At 62.5% G+C, this 22,647-nt stretch carries 20 protein-coding genes and 1 tRNA gene; 13 read left to right on the forward strand and 8 right to left on the reverse strand.

Features of this window, described 5'->3' with window-relative positions:
- Window position 1: 1 nt before the first annotated feature.
- From AC5RVG_RS09230 to AC5RVG_RS09250, 5 genes are read left to right on the forward strand one after another with little or no spacing between them, the layout of a single operon-like run.
- Window positions 2–1,354: an aspartate aminotransferase family protein gene (locus AC5RVG_RS09230; protein ID WP_494013608.1), complete on the forward strand. Its 1,353-nt coding sequence runs from the start codon at window positions 2–4 to the stop codon at window positions 1,352–1,354.
- Window positions 1,347–2,126: an amino acid ABC transporter ATP-binding protein gene (locus AC5RVG_RS09235; RefSeq protein ID WP_494013609.1), complete on the forward strand. Its 780-nt coding sequence runs from the start codon at window positions 1,347–1,349 to the stop codon at window positions 2,124–2,126. Before AC5RVG_RS09230 ends, AC5RVG_RS09235 begins: the two co-directional genes overlap by 8 nt.
- Window positions 2,123–2,770, forward strand: coding sequence for an amino acid ABC transporter permease (locus tag AC5RVG_RS09240; RefSeq protein ID WP_494013610.1), 648 nt, complete (start codon window positions 2,123–2,125; stop codon window positions 2,768–2,770). Before AC5RVG_RS09235 ends, AC5RVG_RS09240 begins: the two co-directional genes overlap by 4 nt.
- On the forward strand, window positions 2,767–3,465 hold the full coding sequence (locus tag AC5RVG_RS09245; RefSeq protein WP_494013611.1) for an amino acid ABC transporter permease: 699 nt from the start codon (window positions 2,767–2,769) through the stop codon (window positions 3,463–3,465). Before AC5RVG_RS09240 ends, AC5RVG_RS09245 begins: the two co-directional genes overlap by 4 nt.
- A gap of 15 nt (window positions 3,466–3,480) precedes the next feature.
- The gene (locus AC5RVG_RS09250; RefSeq protein ID WP_494013612.1) at window positions 3,481–4,326 is read left to right on the forward strand and encodes a substrate-binding periplasmic protein; all 846 of its coding nucleotides are present in this window, start codon (window positions 3,481–3,483) and stop codon (window positions 4,324–4,326) included.
- A 453-nt stretch (window positions 4,327–4,779) separates the two neighbouring features.
- Here AC5RVG_RS09250 and AC5RVG_RS09255 read toward each other — a convergent pair whose 3' ends face one another.
- The 5 genes from AC5RVG_RS09255 to AC5RVG_RS09275 form a co-directional block, all read right to left on the reverse strand.
- Complete coding sequence (locus AC5RVG_RS09255; RefSeq protein ID WP_494013613.1) at window positions 4,780–5,808, reverse strand: beta-keto acid cleavage family enzyme; 1,029 nt, start codon at window positions 5,806–5,808, stop codon at window positions 4,780–4,782.
- Window positions 5,809–6,169: 361 nt separating this feature from the next.
- A complete protein-coding gene (locus tag AC5RVG_RS09260; protein WP_494013614.1) occupies window positions 6,170–7,156 on the reverse strand; it encodes an alpha/beta hydrolase in 987 nt (328 codons plus the stop codon).
- A gap of 843 nt (window positions 7,157–7,999) precedes the next feature.
- Window positions 8,000–8,602: a TetR/AcrR family transcriptional regulator gene (locus AC5RVG_RS09265; protein WP_494013615.1), complete on the reverse strand. Its 603-nt coding sequence runs from the start codon at window positions 8,600–8,602 to the stop codon at window positions 8,000–8,002.
- A 71-nt stretch (window positions 8,603–8,673) separates the two neighbouring features.
- Window positions 8,674–9,432 (reverse strand): SDR family oxidoreductase, encoded by a 759-nt coding sequence (locus AC5RVG_RS09270; protein WP_494013616.1) that lies wholly within the window; start codon window positions 9,430–9,432, stop codon window positions 8,674–8,676.
- 4 nt (window positions 9,433–9,436) lie between these two features.
- A complete protein-coding gene (locus AC5RVG_RS09275; RefSeq protein ID WP_494013617.1) occupies window positions 9,437–10,672 on the reverse strand; it encodes a cytochrome P450 in 1,236 nt (411 codons plus the stop codon).
- Window positions 10,673–11,373: 701 nt separating this feature from the next.
- Between AC5RVG_RS09275 and AC5RVG_RS09280 the strand changes: the two genes are divergently transcribed.
- Together AC5RVG_RS09280 and AC5RVG_RS09285 are read left to right on the forward strand one after the other, a co-directional pair.
- Window positions 11,374–11,496, forward strand: a complete 123-nt coding sequence (locus AC5RVG_RS09280) for a hypothetical protein (RefSeq protein WP_494013618.1) — start codon at window positions 11,374–11,376, stop codon at window positions 11,494–11,496.
- A 757-nt stretch (window positions 11,497–12,253) separates the two neighbouring features.
- Window positions 12,254–12,943 (forward strand): hypothetical protein, encoded by a 690-nt coding sequence (locus tag AC5RVG_RS09285; RefSeq protein WP_494013619.1) that lies wholly within the window; start codon window positions 12,254–12,256, stop codon window positions 12,941–12,943.
- 511 nt (window positions 12,944–13,454) lie between these two features.
- Here the strand turns inward: AC5RVG_RS09285 and AC5RVG_RS09290 are convergent.
- Window positions 13,455–13,528 (reverse strand) — tRNA-Met (locus AC5RVG_RS09290).
- 161 nt (window positions 13,529–13,689) lie between these two features.
- Window positions 13,690–15,102, reverse strand: a complete 1,413-nt coding sequence (gene purB / locus AC5RVG_RS09295; RefSeq protein WP_494013620.1) for an adenylosuccinate lyase — start codon at window positions 15,100–15,102, stop codon at window positions 13,690–13,692.
- A 161-nt stretch (window positions 15,103–15,263) separates the two neighbouring features.
- Between purB and AC5RVG_RS09300 the strand changes: the two genes are divergently transcribed.
- On the forward strand, window positions 15,264–15,575 hold the full coding sequence (locus tag AC5RVG_RS09300) for a hypothetical protein (protein ID WP_494013621.1): 312 nt from the start codon (window positions 15,264–15,266) through the stop codon (window positions 15,573–15,575).
- A gap of 37 nt (window positions 15,576–15,612) precedes the next feature.
- A complete protein-coding gene (locus AC5RVG_RS09305) occupies window positions 15,613–17,085 on the forward strand; it encodes a hypothetical protein (RefSeq protein WP_494013622.1) in 1,473 nt (490 codons plus the stop codon).
- Between the two features lie 11 nt (window positions 17,086–17,096).
- On the opposite strand, the gene AC5RVG_RS09310 is transcribed toward AC5RVG_RS09305, so the two are convergent.
- Window positions 17,097–17,498: a phage holin family protein gene (locus AC5RVG_RS09310; protein WP_494013623.1), complete on the reverse strand. Its 402-nt coding sequence runs from the start codon at window positions 17,496–17,498 to the stop codon at window positions 17,097–17,099.
- A gap of 72 nt (window positions 17,499–17,570) precedes the next feature.
- On the opposite strand from AC5RVG_RS09310, the gene AC5RVG_RS09315 reads away from it, so the two are divergent.
- The 4 genes from AC5RVG_RS09315 (at window position 17,571) to AC5RVG_RS09330 (ending at window position 22,575) form a co-directional block, all read left to right on the forward strand.
- Window positions 17,571–18,725, forward strand: coding sequence for a histidinol-phosphate transaminase (locus tag AC5RVG_RS09315; RefSeq protein WP_494013624.1), 1,155 nt, complete (start codon window positions 17,571–17,573; stop codon window positions 18,723–18,725).
- 151 nt (window positions 18,726–18,876) lie between these two features.
- Window positions 18,877–20,064 (forward strand): pyruvate dehydrogenase (acetyl-transferring) E1 component subunit alpha, encoded by a 1,188-nt coding sequence (gene pdhA, locus AC5RVG_RS09320; protein ID WP_494013625.1) that lies wholly within the window; start codon window positions 18,877–18,879, stop codon window positions 20,062–20,064.
- A complete protein-coding gene (locus AC5RVG_RS09325) occupies window positions 20,061–21,035 on the forward strand; it encodes an alpha-ketoacid dehydrogenase subunit beta (protein WP_494013626.1) in 975 nt (324 codons plus the stop codon). The genes pdhA and AC5RVG_RS09325 overlap by 4 nt, the downstream gene beginning before the upstream one ends.
- 13 nt (window positions 21,036–21,048) lie before the next feature.
- Window positions 21,049–22,575 carry a dihydrolipoamide acetyltransferase family protein gene (locus AC5RVG_RS09330; protein ID WP_494013627.1) on the forward strand — a complete coding sequence of 509 codons (1,527 nt, stop codon included), beginning with the start codon at window positions 21,049–21,051 and terminating at the stop codon, window positions 22,573–22,575.
- The last annotated feature ends 72 nt before the right edge of the window (window positions 22,576–22,647 follow it).

Raw genomic sequence — 22,647 nt, forward strand, 5'->3', positions numbered from 1 at the left:
CATGAGCCAGAAAACTACCTATTCACTTCAGGGATCACGCGACGTGCTTGGAAGAGCCGGTGAATCAATTCCCCGCGGCCTGGTGTCGTACTTTCGAATGCGCGAGAACCAGGTTGTTTTCTCCCGCGCACAAGGTGCCCACTATTGGGATGTCGACGAACAGCGATACATAGATGCAGTGTCTGCGCACGGTCCTATTCTTCTTGGCCACGGGCATCGCGAAATCAATGGTGCAGTGTCGGAGATGATGGACCAAGCAGTGCTTACCGGATCACCTATGACGGGGGAGAGCGAGTTCGCGGAAGCGGCCTTGCGTGCACTCGGCTGGGCGGACAAGATCACCATGATGTCAACCGGCACAGAGGCAGTGCAGCTCGCGGTCAAGATCGCCCGCGGTGTGACCGGGAGGAATATCATCGTCAAGTTCCAGGGTCACTATCACGGCTGGATGGACCCGGTCTTCGTCAACACGGCAGGCATGGAGCCGCCCACGCCCGCATCCGGGGAGTTTGGGCCCGGTGAGATACCGGTTACTCCCTTTCTTCCGAGCGGCCCCGCCCCGGAAAACATCGTGATCGCCACCTGGGATGACATAGAGCATTTCCGCGAACTCATGGAAAAGATCGGTGACCAGGTCGCGGCCGTCATCGCCGAACCCTATGTGACGAACTTCGGAACGTTCGCCCCAACAGTGGGCTTTCTGGCCTCCCTCAAGGACGTGGTCCACCAGTACGGTTCGCTGCTGATCTACGACGAGGTAGTAAGCGGCTTCAGAGTGGCCCGCGGCGGTGCTGCCGAACAGATCGGGGTCTCGCCGGACCTTGGTGTCTACGCCAAAGCGCTCGGCAACGGATTCCCCATCGCGATGGTGGCCGGCACCGAGCACGTCATGCAGTCAATTGTCGACGGACGGGTGCCGGTAGCCGGGACCTACAGCGGGAACTCGCTGTCAGTGGCAGCCGGGACCGCGGTATTGCGACACCTCGAGCGGAATGCGGCGGACCTCTACCCGCGGCTCGACTCCCTCGGGGGCCGCCTGAAGGACGGCATGGAAGGCGTCGCAGCCACCAAGGGCCTTCCGCTCACCTGCAACCAAATCGGCTCCCTGGTCCAGGTGCTATGGGGTAACATCACCAACCCGCGATCGATGCCCGGCGTCTACAGTTCCGACCGACACGCGGTGACCGCAGTCATGGAGGGCATGATCCCCCGGGGTGTCTACACGCACCGCAAGGGGCTCTTCTTCCTCAACGCCGCGCACACCGCTACAGACATTGACGAGGTAATTGATGCCTTCGAATCAAGCTTGAACGAGTATCTCGATGAGTACGGCGTGGGCAGGAAGCATGGCTGAAGCGCCAAACCCGGGAATCACCGAACCCCCCGCCGTAAAACTTGACGGCATTACCAAGAAGTACGGAGAGCACGTCGTTCTTGACGATGTATCACTGCACGTAAAGCCTGGCGAAGTTGTTTCCATTATTGGTCCGAGTGGGGCAGGCAAAAGCACGTTCTTACGGTGCACAAACTTTCTTGAGAAACCAGACAGCGGCAGGGTGCAAGTAGTGGGCCACGTTATAGACGCGGTCATGACACCAACCTCGGCGCAGCTTCAGGCGCTCAGAAAAGATGTCGGGATGGTTTTTCAATCATTCAACCTTTTTCCACATCTCACGGTTCTCGAAAACATCAATCTAGCGCAACGTCGCGTCTTGGATCGATCTGTCGAGCAGGCCTCAGAAAGATCGCGGGAACTCCTGGAACGGGTGGAACTATCTGGAAAGTGCGATGAATATCCGAGTCGGCTCTCAGGCGGACAACAGCAGCGGGTCGCAATCGCCCGTGCCTTGGCCATGGATCCAAAGTTGATGTTATTCGACGAGCCGACCTCCGCGCTGGATCCGGAAGTCGGGCTTGAAGTTTTGTCGGTCATACAGGAGCTTGCTCGTTCCGGAATGACTATGATTATCGTCACACATGAAATCGAGTTCGCCAGGAAAGTAGGAGACCGGCTTGTTGTAATGGCGGATGCAGGGATCATCGAATCGGGTCGACCTGATGACGTTCTCGATAGGCCTATGCACCCCCGAACCCAACGTTTCTTGCAAGCGGTGACACACCGGTGACGCAGTTCTTCATCGCGCTTCCCGCTGCCATGCTGAATACGCTGCTGATAACCTTTGCATCGCTGATAATCGGCGCAGTCCTTGCCATGCCGTTGATGCTTGCGCGTATTTCATCTTCGACCATGGCAAGTCGGTGCGCCGCGATTTTGATCGATGTTGTGCGAGGCATACCGCCGCTTGTGTGGATCTTTATAATCTTTTATGGCGTCAAAGTAGGGCAGTTCCGATTCAGCGCAGTGGAAACGGCGATCATTGGATTTTCCCTTATCTCGACTGCCTACCTCGCCGAGGTGTACCGTGGAGGCTTCCTTGCGGTACACAAGGGTCAGTTCGAGGCGGCACTTGCTCTCGCGCTTTCAAAAAAAGACTCGTTCCGCACTGTCGTTGCGCCCCAAACCTTTCGGGTTGCTCTCCCCGGCATCGCAACGTATTCGATCGGTCTGCTCAAAGATTCATCGATTGTCTCGGTGATCGGCGTGATCGACATCGTGTTCATTGCAAGCTCCGTAGCGCGACAACCGAGCTCTGATTCTATGGTGCCGTTCGTAGTGGCTGCAGCACTATATCTCGTCCTAAGCGTTCCACTTGCACTCGCCTCACGAGGACTCGAGCGTGCGTTCCGGTGGAAGGTCGTTGCACGATGAATGTTTATACTTGGATTTCCTGGCTGCCCGAGATGTTTGGAGGGCTGTGGCTCAGTCTTCAAGTCGCCATCATCAGCCTCGCGATAGGCCTGCCATTGGGAGGACTGCTTGGGTTCCTTAGCGCCGGCAAGTTGTCGTACGTCCGCATCAGTTCAATCGTCATCATCGAAGTGGGTCGTGGTACTCCCGCACTAATACTGTTGTACTTCGTCTATTACGGCCTCCCCGATGTTGGACTCACTTTCTCAAGCATGATTGCGGCAGTTATGGCGTTATCCATTACGGCGGCGGCATACTCCAGCGAACTTTTCCGCGCAGGGATCCAAGCCGTTCCGCAAGGAGAGGTTGAAGCAGCTGAAGCTCTCGGTCTTTCAAAGCGCCACAGCTTTTTTGACATCGTCTTACCGCAGGCGATCCGGATTTCGACACCTTCACTGCTTGGGCTGTCGACACAAATTTTTCAAACTACGGCTCTTGCTTACTCTATAGCCCTGCCTGAATTGCTCTCACGTGCTTACGCGATTGGTGCGCGAACATTTGAATTCATGCCGGCGCTTACTTTGACAGGAGTGCTTTATTTACTTATCACTTTTCCGCTCAGTGTCATCGTGCAGAGGATGGGCAGGAAACGCAACGCCGGTCCCAAAACTCGGGCTTCTCTTAAGGTTTTTTCTTTCCCTTCTTTCCGCCAGTGATTCAAAGGAGAAATCATGAAACTAACCCAAAATGCGCTTCTCGCCGGATTTGCCCTTGCTTTTGCCTTGAGTGCCGCAGGGTGTTCTAGCAATTCCGCCGCGGATACAAAAGTCGCCAGCAATTGTGCTCCGAAGCATGAGGGGATCACCACACTAACCCCCGGCGTGCTGACAATCGGAGTCCCCGATGCGCCCCCACTCACGACACCGAGTGGGGAGGAGGGGTACGAAGGCGTGGACGCCGACGTCATCCGAGGGTTCGCAGCCTTAGAATGTCTGACTGTGGATGCCCAGCCGATCGCGTCTTCCGCAGGTGTGACCAGCGTTGAGCAAGGAAGACTGGACACAGTGCTCGGTGGTTGGTACCGCACAGCGGAGCGCGAAAAAGTCGTCTCTATGGGATATCCAATGTACTTGGACCAGGTAATTATTGCGGCGGAGGAACCTTACGACAACTTCGATGACCTCGTCGGCAAGCGGGTCGGAGTCGTTGAGGGCTACATGTTCACCGAAGATCTTCAGGCGGTGTTCGGCAGCGATCTTGCGCTATATCCAGAGTCGCAGCTTCTGCTTCAGGATCTTGAGGCCGGCCGACTCGACGCGGTCGTAGAAATTGCGACGGGTGCGCCCCGGTTTGAGGCCTTCATTGTCACCCCTGTGGGCCCTGACGAACGCGTGAAGGCAACGCTCGAGGCAGGCCAGTCATCCCTTCCGTTCAATAAGGACTTTCCCGAATTGCGCAAGGCATTTGACGAGCATGTCAAATCTCTCCTTAGCGACGGCTCTATGGAGGAGATTCTTGTAAAGTGGGGCCTCCCTGCCGAAGCTGTATTCGAAGGTGAGCCTCGCACTATGCAGTGACCTGCCCCTTCCACTAGGCTAGATGTCCGTTTCTGTAAGGGAGGTTTCATCCACAGTTCGTCTGTAGATCCGGCGATCTCCAGAACGATCGTGTCCCACCGATCTTAATTAATTAACTCCAACGGTTCTGAGGATCTAGGGGGCCCTTTGAGCCCGGCCAAGCGCAGGTTCCGCGTCGCGATGCTGTTGTGTCAACGCGAATCCTGCTGCTAGAAACGGCGAAGCCGGTGCTGGTGACAGCGTTGGCGCGTGGTTCTTGCGGTGAAGGAACGGGTGTCGACCTAAACGCATATGCGCAGGCGAGGACATGCTGTCAGCACGCCTTGTCGCCTTCTAAGCTCCACCATCCCTGCTTCTCAATCTCGCTGGATACGAAGACAGCCCTGCCGCCAGTTGGTCCGCCATGTTTGCAGCGGGCCGACTGGGCAGCAGGGCTGTCAATTTTGGCCCCGATTAGAGACTGGCTACGGTCTCAGTCCGAGTGGCCAGGCCCATAATGGCACGTGTCTCCGTAGGGGTGGCGATGCGGCGGCCCACGACTTCGGCGAGTTGCTTAGCCAATTGGAATGCCTCAAGGTTGCTGCTCAGCTTGTCCTCGCGATGAGGCCACTTGAAGTAGGTGTCCTCCATGCCTACGCGGATGTGCAAGCCCATGACTGCGGCAAGGGTCGCCAGGTAGGTTGAGGCGCGTCCGGCGGCGCACACCATGATCACCGCGTCAGGGTCGACGTCCCGAATTGCTTCGACTGTCCGGGTCAGGCTGGCGACCATCTGCCGCGGGTTTTCCATTGGACTGCAGCCGGGCAGCGCGGGCAACACCAACCATGTTGCTCCCGCCTTGAGCAAGCCTGACTTGAATAGGTAGCGGTCAGCGTTGGAGACGTCGGCGTCGGTGTAGACAGCGATCTCGGGGACGGACCCAGCCTCAAGGATCTTGCGGGTCTTCTCCAGCAGGACCGGTGTGGGCTTTACGAAGAGGGAATCGCCGATATATGTCGCGGTGCTGTTGATTGGTGCTGCGTCAAGTAGGCCGGAATCGAGGACCTCGTTCATCTTCTCCCACTCTCCATCTAGTGCTGGGACTAGGCAGGCGTCCACGGGCACGTCGGGAAACTCCTCATGCAGGGGCTGAATAACTGCATTAAACCGTTCTGGGGACAGGACGTTGTAGCCGTCCTCATCTCGCACATGGATGTGGATTGCGCTGGCTCCAGCGAGGGCGACTTCCCGTGCCGATGCGAGGATCTCCTCCGGCGTAATGGCCTGATTGGGGTTCTGATCCTTGCGGAAGAACGCCCCTGTAATTGCCACCGAGACAATAATCTGCTCCGGAATCTCGGCCCAGGGCTCAGAGATCGGCGCGTCATGATAACAGGAGTGTTCCAAATCCATGACCGTGGGGATACCGTATGGCCGCCAGATCATCTTGTTGTTCTCACGTGCTACGCCCTTGGATACACGATCCCAATCGATGTTGGTCATGACTCTCCTAGTCAATTCGTTTGAAGTTGAAGTTATCGTGCCTGAGAGGTCCAGCTATACCCTCCCTTCTATTGATTTAACATTTATTAAGGATAACGGTCAAGTGATCAGCAAGCTTCCGTTTTCCTCGTGAGCATGCTCTTCAGGCGTTTAACCCCAAAGAAGGGATGCTTCCGCTAACGGGGCTCTCACTAGGCCCCGGAGAAATGCCGCTTGGCGTGCCGGGCGCCGGTGGGTCTCACCGAATGACCATGAAGGCCTTGTGGAAAATGCGAATGCATCTCTTTTATCTGACCGCCGAGCGCTCCTCAGGCAGAATGCAATCGGCAACGCCTGCTTGAACCGCGTCCAGACGCAGTCGTCATGGTAAGCCCACGGGCGGACGTGAGACCGGTAAACCATCGCTCCACGAATCGAACCCGCCACTTAGCAGGTGCCGGGCAAACCAGTCCGCTGCGACAGTACTGGTTGTATCAAAATGGCCTGAGTACACGGAGTAGTGATCCCCTTGGACCATCAGCAATTGTTTCGGATGATGGGCTCGCTGATAGGCCGTCTGCTGGAGATCTGTTGGGGTCACCGTATCCGAATCAGCAATGATCATTAGAAGCGGGGTGGGTGAGATGCGCTCGACGAACGCCCCGGGTTCGTAGCCTCGGGCGAGTTCCAATGAGCGGACGGTTACCGAATTGCGCCAGTTCGGGCAAACTCGCCCCTGCCCCGACATGTACTGATAGGACTCAAGGCCCGGGTAAGCGACGGCCGCATCCGGATCCGGGCTGACCATCGCGACGACCCCAGGTTCCGTGCCGGCGAACCGGGCTTCGCGATCTAGATCAAACCAGCGCTGCTGGCTTAGCATGTCCTTGCTCGACAGTTTCTGCCGCGCCGCACGCCAGCCACTAATCGTGGGTACCTGCGCCACGACGCAGCGCACCCGGCGGTCCACGGCCGCAACGACAAGGGCGTGCCCTCCGCTGTAGCTGCTCCCCCACACGCCGATTCTTTCCCGGTCCACATCCGGCCTGGACCGGACATAACTAATGGCCGCCCTAAAGTCCTCAACCTGCCGGTGCGGATCAATCTCCTGTCGCGGCTCGCCGTCGCTAGCTCCGAGATTGCGGAAATCGAAAGTCAGGGCAGCTAAGCCACGGGTGACAAAGGCACCTGCATAGTCCTCCAGATCCCCGCCCGCCACCATACCCCAGCCGTGCGCCAAAACGATCACCGGCGAGGGGCGGTCCTCATGTGCAGGTGTATAGAACGTCCCACGGACGACACAGCCCTCAACGTTGAACTCGACCTTCTCGCCCCGCCGCCGCGCCTGACTCACTCGTTCATGCGGCATAACCAGTCCTCCCAACCAACTGCGTCCTATTTCGTCGCTAGATATCTACTAATTGAGCATTAAGTAAATAGCGTGTCAATGGTTACACTTTGCCCCTAGGGACCAAAAGTGTGTGAAGTGGACGCCATCTTGACTTGCCGCCTGTCGCTCCAAGTTCGGGCCCGCCGCCGACGCGGATTATTGGTCCGGTGTTGATCACAGCCACTTTGATCAGCAGCACGACGACGGCGCCCCCTGCGGCCGTGCCTCAATAGGGCGCTTAGGGCTCTCCGTCTCTCAACGGCCAAGAAGTACGATGCGGAGACTCAGGCCCACGAGGTCAGGACGTACCAGGACCACTTCTCGCCAAGGGAAGGCATCTCCCAACGTGGATGAACGACGAGATTTTTTTGGCGGTTCAGCAAAGTAGGGCTGGGAGCGCAAGAACGCGCTATGCCAGAACTCGGCAAGCACATGGGCCGCCGCCGGGTTCCGTGGGCCCGCATCCAGCGGTCCAGATCCCAGATGTCCGACATCCTTGACAATGTCCGTATCTACTATGATTCTTCTCGGAGAACCGGTGATCAGGTAGGCACTAGGTGCACCGGCCTCGTTAGGGTTAGGGCAGTTCCCGCCGCCGGTAGCGTGCACTGATCGACTTAGTCGCGTTCGTCGCGCAGTTCGGCGAAAGCTCCACTGGCTCAAAGGTGTCGAGCAAGTCGGCACTGCTTGGCAGGCGCGTTGCTACGAGACCACTCTTCCGTGAGCCCAGGCTGGTGTTGCGATGGTAAATGAATGGATCTTAAAGCCCGCCTTCCGTGTCTGAGCGCGATCCTGAAGATCAGGCATCATAAAACAACGACGTTATCCTCCTATCGCATCACGACGCTGCCGGAGCCAACGGTGTTCGTCACCGCACGCTCTCTGAAAGGCCGATTGAACCTCATCTCGGCGAGTGAAGTCCTTCGTCATTGAAAGGCGCAGCAGCGTGCCATCGTAGACAGTGGCCACTGCAGAAGCGGCATGCTCCGACAAGTGTCGATTCATTAGCTCGGTAAGCCAGTTAGCCCAAGCATGGGCCTTCACCTGCAAGTTCGGGCGATGCATGGCGGCTAGTACAAGGACAAAATTAACGTAAACGCTGTCCGCGTTACGCTCGACCTGCTTCAAGACCATGTCCGTCAATTCAGCAGCGAGATCTGCCCCGGATGCAAGCCCCTTTACCCAGGCCGAGAGCGCTTCCATATCACGCTGCATCGCAAGGTCGAAAGCTCCCTCAAGGATATCTTCGAGACTTGAGAAGTAATACGTTGTCAGTCCGAGTGAGACCCCGGCCTGCTCGGCGACGGCGCGGTGCGTCAGACCATCCACTCCGCGGTCACGGATGATGTCCAGCGCGGCCAGTATGATTTGGTCGCGCCGGCTTGAGCGTTCGTTGATCCCCTTCGGCGGAGGCTTGGTCACCATATAAGAACACTACTTCAGCAGAAAAGCGGGTGCTGTCGATGCAACTCGGTTGCATCGACAGCACCCAGGCGTCAGACGGCTGTGTACCCACCATCAACTGCGAATTCGGCACCGGTAATGAAACTCGCTGCATCACATAAGAGAAAGGCGACTGTGCGCGAGATCTCATATGGCTGTGCATATCGACCGAGCGGATACTTTGAGGGGTCCGGAACCGAGGAACTCGAGTCGAGCCCTTCGATCATCGGAGTGTAAGTATCTCCCGGATGCACTGAGTTCACCCTAATCCCTTCAGGTGCCAGTTCGACCGCAGCCGCCTTCGTCATTCCTCGAACCGCGAACTTGCTCGCCGAGTAAGCGAAGCACTCCGCGATACCCACAGACCCTCCGATGGAGGATATATTCACGATCGAACTCGAGCCTGCTGCGCGCAGCAACGGCAAGGCTGCGCGCATCCCGAGGAACACGCCTTTTTGGTTTACTGCGACGACTTGGTCGTAGTCGCCGCTCGTGGTGGATTCCATACTTTTCGCCATGAGGATACCGGCATTGTTAACCAGCCCGTCGAGTCGGCCGAATTCCCGCTCCACCACGTGCATGGCGTTTTGCCAGTCAGATTCTGAACTGACATCCCCCTGCACAAAGCGGGTCGACGGCCCTTGCTCTCCATCTGGTTCGACCCTATCGATCATGACCACTCGTGCGCCCAGCTTCAGACATGCGTCGACGTGTGTCTGCCCCATTCCACTGACAGCCCCGGTGATAGCGATCACTTTTCCATGGAGCGAGTAACCCGTCGCTGTAAGTACGTCAACATCAGATGCGCTCATAATGTCACTGCCCTGGCTCGATGAGAACGCTTTCAAAGCCCCTTGCAACGTGTGAAACAGCACGGACAGGGGGCGCAGACAGCTCATAGTTTGGCATCTGCTGCAGCATCTCTTCGACGACGAAGTGTGCCTCCATCCGCGCAATCGGCCGCCCAAGGCACAGGTGCAGCCCGTCTGCAAAGGATAGATGCCCGCCGTACTGGCCCGCCGGGTCCGGCAGCGTCCCCTCGGGGTTGCGGAGCACGTCGAATCGGTCTGGATTGTCCCACTTTCGTTCGTCCCGATTCGCAGAACCCAGCAAGTTCACAACCGTCGCACCTTCGGGAATGGTGACACCATAGAATTCGACATCTTTATTCGCGACGCGCGTGACGTTCTGAATGACGGCCTCGTACCGCAAGCACTCCTCTATCGCCGCCGGTATGCGGTCAGGGGCATCGATCAGCTTCGCGCGTTCGCCGGGGTGCAAGGCCAATAGCCATACGGCATTGCTGATCAAGTCTTGCGTCGTACCACTTGATGCCACTATGAGATGGCTGATGATGCCGAGAATCTGCTGGTCATCGAGCGGTTTGCCGTCGAGTTCAGAGAGCATCAGCATGGTCAGAATGTCCCCTCGCCCGGTTAGATCCTCCTTTCGCCGCTGTTGAATTAGATTGCGACACCAGTCCATGATGTACTCGCCGGACTCGAAAGCCGCCTGGGGCGGGACCGGGTCATTGGGAAGTCGCGCGAAAACTGGTTTCATGATTCTCACCAGCTCTTGGCGATTGGCGTCGGGTGCGTCGAACATTCTCGTCACGACAAACGCGGGAAGCTGCCACGAGATCTCTTCAACGAGATTCCCGCCCCCATGCTCTTTCAACTCGGCCACCAGCGACGCGGTCTCCGCGCGAAGCGGTTCGACAATGTTTGCCCGAAGCTGCTTCGGCCCAAACCAGCGTTGCACGAGCCGCCGGTACTTGTCGTGTTCAGCTCCATCCTTCTCGTCCATGTGACCCGGGGAAAGAAGTGAATCCGTCTTATCGATATCAACGCCTTCGCGGTTTGAGAAGGCCCGCCAATCGCGGATAACGCCCTGAACATCGGAGTACCGTGATAGAGCCCACATGTCGTGCTTCTCCACGTAATAAACTGGTGCGTTCTCACGCAGCTCACGGTAGATAGGGTACGGGTCCTTCTGCATTTCGTAGTCAAACGGATCGTATTGAATCTTTTGCTGAATGAAGGTCGAGCTCATCTGATTCTCCTTTTCACACCTCGTTGTACGAACGATTGCGGCGATGGTAAGCGCCCCAAAGTCAACTGTACATTTGTACAGCGTTGAGCTCAATGGTCATTTTTGGGAAGTATTCAGAGGAGCCCATAGGGCGAGACAACGAAGGTTCAGGCAGGCGAGGATGCGCCAGATCCGCTGTAAGGAATGAAAGAGACTGCGCACCCGTAGGGCCAACCTGTGGAAGCTCGCAATCAGGCCGAGCCTGGCCGGGCAGTCGGACATGAGCAAGGCTTACTGGTGGACCGCGAAAGCTCCATCCTCCAGCGGTTGTCACGATGTTTGGCGTAGCTACAGGACAACCTGACGACCCTCCGTTTGCGAGGCCCGTCCGAACGGACGTTTCTATGTCTGCCAGTTTATTAGTGGTGCAAGTCATGCTTTTCCGGCGTCCGGTTGGTATCTGCGGTGATGACGGACCGGGCCGATGTGATGGAAAGGATCAGGAACATGTGGGAGATCCTGCTGCCGGGCATCGTCAATGGCCGCCGGCACGGGCATCGGACGGTTCCTGGCGCTGGCCGACGCTGGACCCCATAGTACAGCTGGGGCGAGGGGCCGGGACGGCCGTCGGCCAGGGCTCGGCTGCGTGTCATGGGCGCCATGGCGATGCGATCGGCGCGGGCATGCACAGCTGCTGCGGACAGGCTGTCGCACGTATCGAGATGCGCGCAGTACTCGACGTTCTCGCCGAGCGGGCCGGGAAGATCGCGGTCGTCGGAGAGCCGCTGTGGGTCTTTTCTGACCGGCACCGCAACTGCGAGGGGCTGACCGTTCGGCTCTCCTAGCCAGCCCCCCCTGCTCGGAGCCTGCTTACCCAACGTGCGTAGACAGGACGTCGCTGGTGTAGTAGCCCTCTCCGCAATGCGGACCCGACGCTGCTGCCACCGGCGTCCCCGACTCAGGTGCACAGATAACTGCTGGACCGATTCCGCGAGACTTCCTCGGTCCTCCTGCCTCCGATGCGCAATGGCGCAGCCGGGGCGACATGGACCGGGCCCAGACGGCCCTGAATGACGCCATCGGCGAGGCCCTGTGTACCGGAACGAACCCGGATGCGATCGCCGATGCGGTGCACCTGTCTCCCTCAGGGCGCAGCCGCCTCGCCCGGCAGCTGCCCCGGCAAACAGCGGTTGCGATCCGAACAATCAGCTCCTTGAGGATGCTTGGCAAACGATCTATGCCCCTGAGCGATTGAGACTGTCGCCGAACCCCGCATCTATTCCGCAGATTCGATGGCGACGGACGAAAGAGGAAAGCAGCAGAAACGGCTCTGACTAGGAACGATCGAAGCTGCTGGTACCCCGCAGAAACCTCTGGAAGAGCCCTACTCTTACTCGAAAGGTCACCAGGTCGACACCCGTCAAGAGTCACCAAATCCCGAAATTCAGGGGCTTTCTGGTTGTACTTGTCGTCGCGTCGAAGCGCTCACTGAGCAGTGCTTCATGACGAGCTCAGATGCTGTCGCGACGGATTGTCTTTCATCGAAAATGTCTGAAGTCACAGTTAGCCTGATGCCACCAAATCAACTAGAGGAGTCATCGCATGTCATCAGTCCACATCGCAGTGTCACGACTCGGCGATGGCGATTCGCGCGAATCGCAAAATGTTCGGGCGGTGGACTGGCTGCTCAAGCAGCCCGGCGGTCCCATCGTGGTCGTGACCCCGCAGCGTGATTTTGAGGGCGAAAGTCTGAAGCGACTGATTGCACGGCCGGGGGTTACTCACCATGCGTGGCGAGAGTTTGTTGGCAGGGCATTTGACGGCCAGCGCGTGCTCTACGCATGGCCTGACCGTAAGCGTCTGAACCACATCTGGAACAGCGAAGCTGATGCGATCGCTGTCATTGAGTGGAACAAAAATGAGACCGCCGAGTGGATTGAAGATACCGCACCGGTCCAACTCTTCCCAGGCCGAATTGTCGCGGCTCACAGACGCGAGGAGAAGCTTGAGCCGTTGCCGAACGGAGTCGACGCGATACTAGAGCACCTCGCTAGCATGACGGCAGGTTACCCATCCGGGTTGAAGTGGAACGAGGAGGACAAACTCAAGGCCGACATGATGAATTGTCCAGACCGCTGGGCTGCAATCACAGTCGAGCAAGTGCGAGCGAAGTGTCGGCAGCTTGGGATGCGCCCCGAGGACATTGACACAATCTCTGGGTTTCTTCACCACCGGAAGGAAGGACGCCGTTTCAGCGTGAGGTCTTCGTACCGTACTTTCCAGTTTAACTAACGTAGCGAGGTGCCGAAGGCGGCTTAGTGTCGCCATTGCCCTGAATGAAACGCGAGCCCTTGGCGTGTGCTGCGCGGGGTGGCGGACTCTGCTCGAAAAGTCACAGGATAGACGCCGGTCGGAGCCAAGTGTCCATGTAATTTTGGGGAAAGTTGCCGCCGCGTCACTAAGACGATCGCTAACCAAGAGGCAAGCCCAGGTTAACCCCTGTCTTTCTGTAGGCATAGGAGCCTTCGTTTTGCGCTGACGTTGGGACTCGAATTGTCTAGTTCGACCGTGCAACCGGCGCTGCTCGGACGGGCAGCTGCCATAGCCAGCACCTCCAATGCGAACAACGCCGCAAGCGCCCGGGCTCCAGAGTCCCGGGAGCCCTGCGGCCTGCAGCACGGACATCAAAGCCTTGCCGGGGCACTCGAACCTAGACCGGAGTCTAGAACGGAGGCGAATGGTATCCAACCAATAAGAAAGGCCCTCCGACCGGAACAATTCCTGGTCAGAGGGCCTTCATTCGTTGCGGGGGTAGGATTTGAACCTACGACCTCCGGGTTATGAGCCCGGCGAGCTACCGAACTGCTCCACCCCGCGGCGTAGTAATGACTCTAGACCCACCCATGGCCAAACGACGAATTTGGTGAGTGGGGTCACTGATCCGGACCATCAGCCATGGTCCTGCCGACGACGACGGCGGCGGTCGCCTTCCCCGCGGAAGGTGGCCGCCGCCCTCGTCGGCAGAACCAGGGGAGGGCTCAGCGCAGGTGGTCCACCAGCTTGCCGGCGATGCCGTGGTAATTGGCCGGGGTGAGCGCGAGCAGGCGGTTCTCGGCGTCCGGGGACAGGCCGAGGCCGGAGACGAACTCCTTCATGCGCTCGGCGTCCACGCGGTGCCCGCGGGTGAGCTCCTTCAACCGCTCGTACGGATTCTCCATGCCTTCGACCCCCGCGATGGCCTCGGCGCGCATGACCATTTGGATGGCCTCGCCGAGTACCTCCCAGTTCTGGTCCAGGTCAGCTGCCAGCACCTCGGCCGGCACGCTGAGCCGGTCCAAGCCCTTGGCAACGTTGGAGATGGCCAGCAGGGAGTGCCCGAAGGCGACGCCGATGTTCCGCTGCGAGGACGAGTCGGTCAGGTCGCGCTGCCAGCGGGAGGTGACCAGCGTGGCCGCGAGGGTGTCCAGCAGGCCGTTGGAGATCTCCAGGTTCGCTTCGGCATTTTCGAAGCGGATCGGGTTGACCTTGTGCGGCATCGTGGACGAGCCGGTGGCTCCTTCGACGGGGATCTGCGCGAAATAGCCGATGGAGATGTAGCTCCAGATGTCCGTGCAGGCGTTGTGCAGGATCCGGTTGAAGCGGGCGATGTCGGAGTAGAGCTCGGCCTGCCAGTCGTGCGACTCGATCTGGGTGGTCAGCGGGTTCCAGGTCAGGCCCAGGCCCTCGACGAAGGTCTGCGAAACGGCCTGCCAGTCCGCCGAAGGAACCGAAGCGTAATGCGCCGCATACGTGCCGGTGGCCCCGTTGATCTTGCCCAGGTACTCGGTGCGGGCGATCCGGTCCAGCTGGCGGGTGAGTCGATGGGCGATGACCGCCAGCTCCTTGCCGAGCGTGGTGGGGGTGGCGGGCTGTCCGTGGGTGCGCGAGAGCATCGGCACGTCGCGGTGCTCGCGCGCCATGGCCGCGAACTGCTCGATCAGGGCGCGGGCGGCCGGCAGCCAGACCTGTTCCACCGCCCCCTTGACGCCCACCGCGTAGGAAAGGTTGTTGATGTCCTCCGACGTGCAGCCGAAGTGCACCATGGCGGTGAGGTGCTCGATGCCCAGCTGGCCGAGCCGGCGGCCAATGAAGTACTCCACGGCCTTCACGTCGTGGACCGTGACGGCTTCGATCTCGGCCAGTTCGCGCACGGCATTGCCGTCGAAGTCGGTGACGATCTTGCGCAGCGCCGACTGCTGCTCCCCGGTCAGCGGACCCGCCCCGGGCAGGACGGACTGGCCGGCCAGATGGATCAGCCACTCCACCTCCACATGCACGCGGTCGCGGTTCAGCGCGGCTTCGGAGAGGTAATCAACGAGCGGCGCAACCGCCCGGTGATACCGCCCGTCCAAGGGACCGAGTGCGATCGCGGGGGTGACTTCTGCCAAGGGGACACGGGAAGTTTCAGCCATGACCCCTATTCTTCCATGTCCCATGCCGCCGCTTTCCGCGTGACTTCGCCTGCACAGCGGCGCCGCGCGCTCGCTCATGCACATGGCCGGCCTGCGCCAGCACCGCGGGCGACGCCGGCCCTAGCCTCGGAGGAAGTCGAGGCGCGAAGGAGGCCAGGGTGATGTTTTGGCAAACGGCGACGGCGGAGGCCGGGCCGGGCGGCCCGGCGGACCCGGGATGGGGGCCGGCCCCGGCCCGCCTGTTGTCCTGCGAGCAGGAACTGCTGGCCGTGCGGGCGGATCTGGCCGGCGCAGCTGAAGCCTGGATCTCGCCGGCCGGCAGGGCCTTCAGGGAGCGGCTGTACGAGTACCGCGCCGGGATGGCGGAGGCGGCAGAACTGCTGAGGCTCGCGGCGGCCGCGGTCAGTGCGGCTGAAGCGGCTGCCGGCGCGGCAAAAGCGGCGGCCGCCGCTATGTGCGGCCCCCGGCCGTGAGGTCCGGGACCCGGACGCCCTGTGCTGGTGACGCCCGGTGGCTGACGCCGACTGGCTGCCCGAAGGAGCCCGGTGGTGGGAAGGCGGTACCGGGCACCGCCGGTACGCCGGCTACCGGGTTGGCGGCGGCATTGGCGGCGTCGCGTTTGAGTGGGAGGAGCTGACGTCCGCAGCAATCCGATTGGAGTCGGCTGCCGCTACCATCGGCGACCTGTGGCGCCAGCTCCTGTCGGTGCACATGCTGCTGGCCGATCCGCGCTGGACACTGCTGCCGGAGCGGTGGGCGGCCGAAGCGGCCGTCTCAACCGCTGCGGGATCGTTGGCGGCCCTTGCGGAGGGCGCCGGTGCCCTGGCCGGCAGGGTGCGGTTGGCACACGGAACCTACCTGGCGACCGAGCAGGCCGTCTCCGCAGCGCTGCAGGCGTTCGACTCGGCCACCTGGTGGGCGACGGTTCCGCTCGGCATGGCCGCCAACGAGGGGCGGCCGACCCGGGCGGGCGGCGAACGGCTGCTCGGCCGGTTCCCGGCGGCGGTCGCAGGAGCGCTGGGCGGCCCGGCGGCGGGGATGCTGCTGCGGGATGGCCGGCAGGGTGGCCCGTGGAACAAGCCGGCCACCGAACACGTGGCCCCGCTGCTGGTGGCCGCGGCACGGCAGGCGGGGCTGCTCCGGGCCGGAAACATCGAGGTTGAACGCGTGGCCGCGGCGGCCGAAAAGATCGATCCCGCGCCGGCTTCCCTGGCCGGGCTGCTCCACCGGACGGCCAGCGCGGACCGCGCCGGTGACGGCACCGTAGAGGTGCTCGAAGTGTCCGCCCCCGGGGGCCAAAAGCGGTGGGTCGTCGCTTTGCCGGGCACGCAGGCCGCGGGCTCGGCCGAGGCAACCGGCAACCCGTTCGACGAGACCGGGATCGCCGAAGCGGTCTCCGGCGGCAGCACGTTCGTCTCGGCCGCCGTGTCGCAGGCCCTCGGGGAAGCCGGCGCCGGCGCGGAGGACTTGGTGATGCTGGTCGGATACAGCCAGGGCGGCATCCACGCCATGAACCTTGCCGCCGATCCGGCCTTCCTGGCCGGCCACAACGTGGGCTTCGTCCTCACGGCCGGCTCGCCGGTGGCCGGCATCAACCCCGGCCCGGGCGTCCGGAGCGTTCACCTGGAGCACGCCCAGGACTGGGTGCCGGGCACCGACGCCAGGCCGAATCCGGACCGGCGCGAACAGGTCACCGTGACCCTGACCGATCCCGCGGCCACCCCTGCCGGCGAGGGCGCCGGGCTGGGACTTGGGCATGACCTCGGGAACTACGTGCGGGCGGCCCGGAACATCGACGCGAGCCCGGACCCCTCGGTGCGCGACGCGACAGCATTCCTGGGCGCTGCGCTCGCCGGCGGCACGGCCAAGCAGCATCTGTTCACCCTGCGCCGGACGCAGCCCGACGGATCAAAGCCGTCCCGCGCCGGCCTCCCGCCCGTCCGAAAGCGACCGCCGCCGGCAGGCCGGGGCGGGCCCGGGTAGCCGCCCCGGAATCAGCGGGTGCGGGTCAGGGTGCCCACTACCAGCGAGACCAGGCTGATGATCAGCGAGCCGAGGATGGCCGTCCAGAAGAAGGAGTCGACGACAAACTCGACCGGCGTGAAACTGGACAGCCAGGCCGTCAGCACCAGCATCAGCGCATTGATCACGATGGTGAAAAGGCCCAGCGTCAGGATGGTGACGGGAAGCGAGAGGAAGGAAATGATGGGCCGGACAATGGCGTTGACCAGGCCGAAGATCAGGCCGATGAAAAGGTAGGCCAGCACCGTGCCCAGGGACTCGTTGCCGGCGACGTCGGCCGCTGCCGATGCCTCGATGGCCAGGCCGGGCAGGATCCAGCTCGCCACCCACAGCGCCAGCGCGTTGACGACGACCCGCACAATGAACTTTCCCATGCGTGTATGCTGCCACATCCGGGCCGCCGGAGCGCGGAAAACCCGGTCATCGGCGCACGTATCCTTTAAGGCATGACTCCTCCTGAGAACCCCATCAAGGAAGCTGCGGTTCCGGCAGCAGGTGCGTCGGGCCGAATCCACCCCCGGCCGGTGCTCGACAGGCTGCCCAAATATGCGGCCGGCAAACCGCCGGCCGCAATCCAGGGACTGCAGTCCTACAAATTGTCCTCCAACGAAAACCCGCTGCCCCCGTTGCCCGCCGTGCTGGAAGCCATGAACGCGCAGACGGCGGGCATCATGCGCTACCCCGATCCGTTGTGCACCGCGCTGCGGACCGAACTCGGCCGGTTCCTGGATGTCCCGGCCGACGACGTGGTCACCGGCGCCGGAAGCCTGGGCGCCCTGGTGCAGATCCTGCAGACGTTTGCCGGACAGCACGAGGACGGCACCGAAGACGAGGTGATCTACGCGTGGCGGTCCTTCGAGGCTTACCCGATCATGGTCGGCCTCTCCGGTGCCCGCAGCGTGCAGGTTCCGAACCGGTCCGACGGCTCGCATGACCTGGACGCGATGCTGGACGCCGTGACCGACCGGACCAAGGTCATCCTGCTGTGCACGCCGAACAACCCCACAGGCCCGGCGCTGACGGCGGCGGAAGTGGAAGGGTTCGTCCGCAGCGTGCGCGACGACATCATCGTGGTCATCGACGAGGCCTACACGGAATTCGTCCGCGATCCCGAGGTGGTGGACGGCGTGGCCATGTACCAGAAGTACCCCAACGTAGTGGTGCTCCGGACGTTCTCGAAGGCCCACGGGCTGGCCGGCCTGCGGGTGGGCTATTCGATTTCGCAGCCGGAGATCACCCGGCACCTGCGCGTGGCGGCCACCCCCTTCGCGGTGTCGAGCCTGGCCGAGCATGCGGCCATCACCTCGCTGCGCCACTACGACGAAGTTGTAGAAAGGGTACAAAGCCTCGTCGACGAACGGGACCGCGTGGTCGCCGGACTGAACCTGCTCGGCTGGAAGATCCCGGAGACGCAGGGCAACTTCGTCTGGCTGCCGCTGGGCGACCGGGCGCAGGAGTTCGCAGAGCTGGCCGGCCGGCAGGCGCTGTCCGTGCGGGCCTTCGCCGGGGAGGGCGTGCGGGTCAGTATCGGTGAAGTGGAAGCCAACAGCCGCTTCCTGGCGCTCTGTGAGAACTATACAAACGGTCCGGGCGTTTCCTGACGGTAATGTGACCGGCCCGCACGGCACCTGCCATTAGGCTAGGACGAGATAAACGACAGATATATGCCGGGCCTGGAATGTATTCCCGGCCCGGCATATATGAACAGCGAAGATCTCTGCCGCTTAGGCAGCGGATCGGCGAGGAGTTCGTATGGGCGCTGAGCACCTGCCCGCCTCGGAATTCGACATCGAAGAGTTGGAACAGTCGCTGGTGTCCAGCGACCCCTCGGACGCGCCCGCGCTGGTGCAGCTGATGGCCCCCGACGGGACCGTCCGCGACGATGCGAAGTACAGCCCCTACGCAGCCCACCTCGACGGCGAGGCGCTGCGCGGGATGTACCGCGACATGGCATTGGTCCGCCGCTTCGACCAGGAAGCCACCGCCCTGCAGCGGCAGGGCCAACTGCTGCTCTGGCCTCCCCTGCTCGGGCAGGAAGCGGCGCAGATCGGCTCCGGCCGCGCGCTGGAGCCGCAGGACTATGTGTTTCCCACGTACCGCGAGCACGGCGTCGCCCTCACCCGCGGCCTGGACCTCTCCAACATGCTCAAGCTTTTCCGTGGTATCAGCCAGGGCGGCTGGGACCCGCGGGAGACGAACTTCCACCTTTACACGTTGGTGCTTGCCGCCCAGTCGCTGCATGCGGTCGGCTACGCCATGGGCATTCAGCGCGACGGCGACGACGGAGTGGCCGTCGCCTACTTCGGTGACGGCGCCAGCTCGGAAGGGGACGTCCACGAGTCGATGGTGTTCGCCGCCTCCAACCAGTCCCCGGTGGTGTTCTTCTGCCAGAACAACCATTGGGCCATCTCCGTGCCGACGGCGGTCCAGTCCCGCGTTCCGCTGTCCATGCGTGCCACCGGCTACGGGTTCCCGGGCATCCGGGTGGACGGCAACGACGTCGTCGCCGTTCACGCGGTCACCCGGTGGGCCGTGGAACACGCCCGCTCGGGCAACGGGCCCGTGCTCATCGAGGCGTTCACCTACCGGATGAGTGCCCACACCACCGCCGACGACCCGACCAAATACCGTGAGGCTGCCGAGGAAGAGGGCTGGCGGGAACGCGATCCGCTGCTGCGGTTGAAACGGTACCTGCGCAGCACCAACACGGCCGGCGACGGGTTCTTCGACGAGGTTTCGGCCGAAGCCGACAAGCTCGCGGCAACCACCCGCGCCGACGTCCTGGCCATGGAGGCCCCGGACTTCGAGGACCACTTCGCCAACGTCTACGCCGATCCGCACCCGTTGGTCCGCGAGGAGCTGGAATGGCACCGGCAGTACCAGGCCGGCTTCGCCGATTCCGACACCGACGACAACGCTGCCGGGGAGGCGCGCCGATGACCACCATGACGATCGCGAAGGCCATCACCAGCGGGCTGCGCGAGGCCCTCGCCAATGATCCGAAGACGCTGATCATGGGCGAGGACATCGGCAAGCTCGGCGGGGTCTACCGGGTCACCGAAGGGCTGCTGGCCGAGTTCGGCGCCGACCGGGTGGTCGACACGCCGCTGGCCGAGTCCGGCATCCTCGGGACCGCCATCGGGCTGTGCTTCCGCGGCTACCGGCCCATCTGCGAGATCCAGTTCGACGGCTTCGTCTTCCCGGCATTCAACCAGATCACCACCCAGCTGGCCAAGATCCGGAGCCGCAGCTCCGGGCTCCTGTCGGCCCCCGTCGTCGTCCGCATCCCCTACGGCGGCGGCATCGGATCCATCGAGCACCACTCGGAGTCCCCGGAGGCCCTCTTCGCGCACACGCCCGGCCTGCGCATCATCACCCCCTCGAACGCGCACGATGCCTACTGGATGACCCAGCAGGCGGTGGCCAGCCAGGATCCGGTCATCATCTTCGAGCCCAAGCGCCGCTACTGGCTCAAGGGCGAGGTGGACACCGGGTCTGCCGGCCGCGACGCCTTCAGCGCCCAGATCGTCCGCGAAGGCACCGACGCGACGATCGTCGCCTACGGGCCGCTGGTACCGGTCGCCTTGGCCGCGGCGAAGGCGGCGGAAGAGGACGGCAACAGCGTTGAGGTCATCGACCTGCGCTCCATCTCCCCGATCGATTTCGACACCATCACCGCATCCGCGGAGAAGACCGGGCGGCTGATCGTCACCCACGAAGCCCCGACCTTCGGCGGCATCGGCGGGGAGATCGCCGCGCGCGTCGGCGAACGCGCCTTCCTGAGCCTGGAGGCGCCGGTGCTGCGCGTCGGCGGCTTCCATATGCCTTACCCGGTGGCGAAGGTGGAGGAACAGTACCTGCCGGACATCGACCGCCTGCTCGAGGCCCTCGACCGTTCGCTCGCCTACTGATATCGGAGTTTCCATGTCGAACACGCAGATTTTCAACCTCCCGGATGTCGGCGAGGGACTGGTCGAGGCCGAAATCGTGTCCTGGAAGGTCAAGCCGGGGGACACCGTGGCGGTCAACGACGTCATCGTGGAGATCGAGACGGCCAAGTCGCTGGTCGAGCTCCCCAGCCCCTACGCGGGCGTGGTATCGGAACTGCTGGTGCCGGAGGGGCAGACCGTAGAGGTCGGCACCCCGATCTTCGCGGTCGCCGCCGAAGGCGCCGCACGGCAGCCCGCAGGCTCCGAGCAGCCCGCCGCTCCGGCGCGCCCCGCGGCCCCCGTTCCGGAACAGCCCGTGCCCGAGGCCACCGCCGAGGGCGGGCCGTTGGTCGGCTCCGGCCCCAAGGCCGATCCGGTGAGGCGGCGCCCGCGCCGCGGCAGTGCCCCGGCTTCCCGTCCCACAACGACGACGGCGGCCCGCCCTTCCGCGGCCGGCTCCGGCGGCGGCGACGCACCCGCCGCGGAAATCCATCTGCCCGAGCCGCACGGCCAGGCCCAGCACGTGCCGCCGGTTCCCGCCGACGACGACTCCGCCGTTCCCGGGGCGGCTCCCGCCGCCGGTGCCGGGCACGCCCGGGGCGAAGCCGTCCAGGCCGCCGTCACCAGGCTGCTGACCCGGGTGCTCGCCAAGCCGCCGGTGCGCAAGGCCGCCAAGGATTTGGGCATCAACCTGGCGGACATCACCCCCACGGGCAAGGGCGGCGAGGTCACCAAGCAGGATCTGCTCAGCTACCAGGCCCAGCGCGAGGCCGAGCAGGCAGCTGCCCCGACGTTCTGGGCCCCGCGCAAGGGGCTGGACAACCGGATCGAGCGGGTCCCGGTCAAGGGCGTGCGCAAGGCGACCGCCAAGGCCATGGTTGAGTCGGCCTTCAGCGCCCCGCACGTGAGCATCTTCGTGGATGTGGATGCCTCGCGGACCATGGAGTTCGTCCAGCGGCTGAAGAAGTCCCGCGACTTCGAAGGCGTCAGGGTCTCGCCGCTGCTCATCCTGGCCAAGGCCGTCATCTGGGCCGCCGCGCGCAACCCGAACGTCAACGCCAGCTGGGTGGAGACGGAGTCAGGCGACGAGATCCACGTCAAGCACTTCATGAACCTGGGCATTGCCGCCGCCACCCCGCGCGGCCTGCTGGTTCCGAACATCAAGGACGCCCAGGACCTCTCGCTCAAAGAGCTCGCGGTAGCCCTCAACGACCTGGCCACCACGGCCCGCGCTGGCAAGACCAAGCCCGCCGACATGCAGAACGGCACCCTCTCCATCACCAACATCGGGGCGCTGGGAATCGACATCGGCACCCCGATCATCAACCCGGGCGAAGTCGCCATCGTCGCCTTCGGCACCATCCGGCAGAAACCGTGGGTCGTCTCCGGCGAAGTCATTCCGCGCTGGATCACCACGCTGGGCGGATCGTTCGACCACCGCGTGGTGGACGGCGACCTGTCCGCCAGGTTCATGGCAGACGTCGCCGCGATCATGGAAGAACCGGCCCTGCTGCTGGATTGACGGTGCGCCGCGGCATGCTGGATTGACGGCGTCGTCGTCGCAATTGACGAGACGTGCGCTGCCGCATGCCGG

The organism is Arthrobacter senegalensis, from assembly GCF_059091765.1.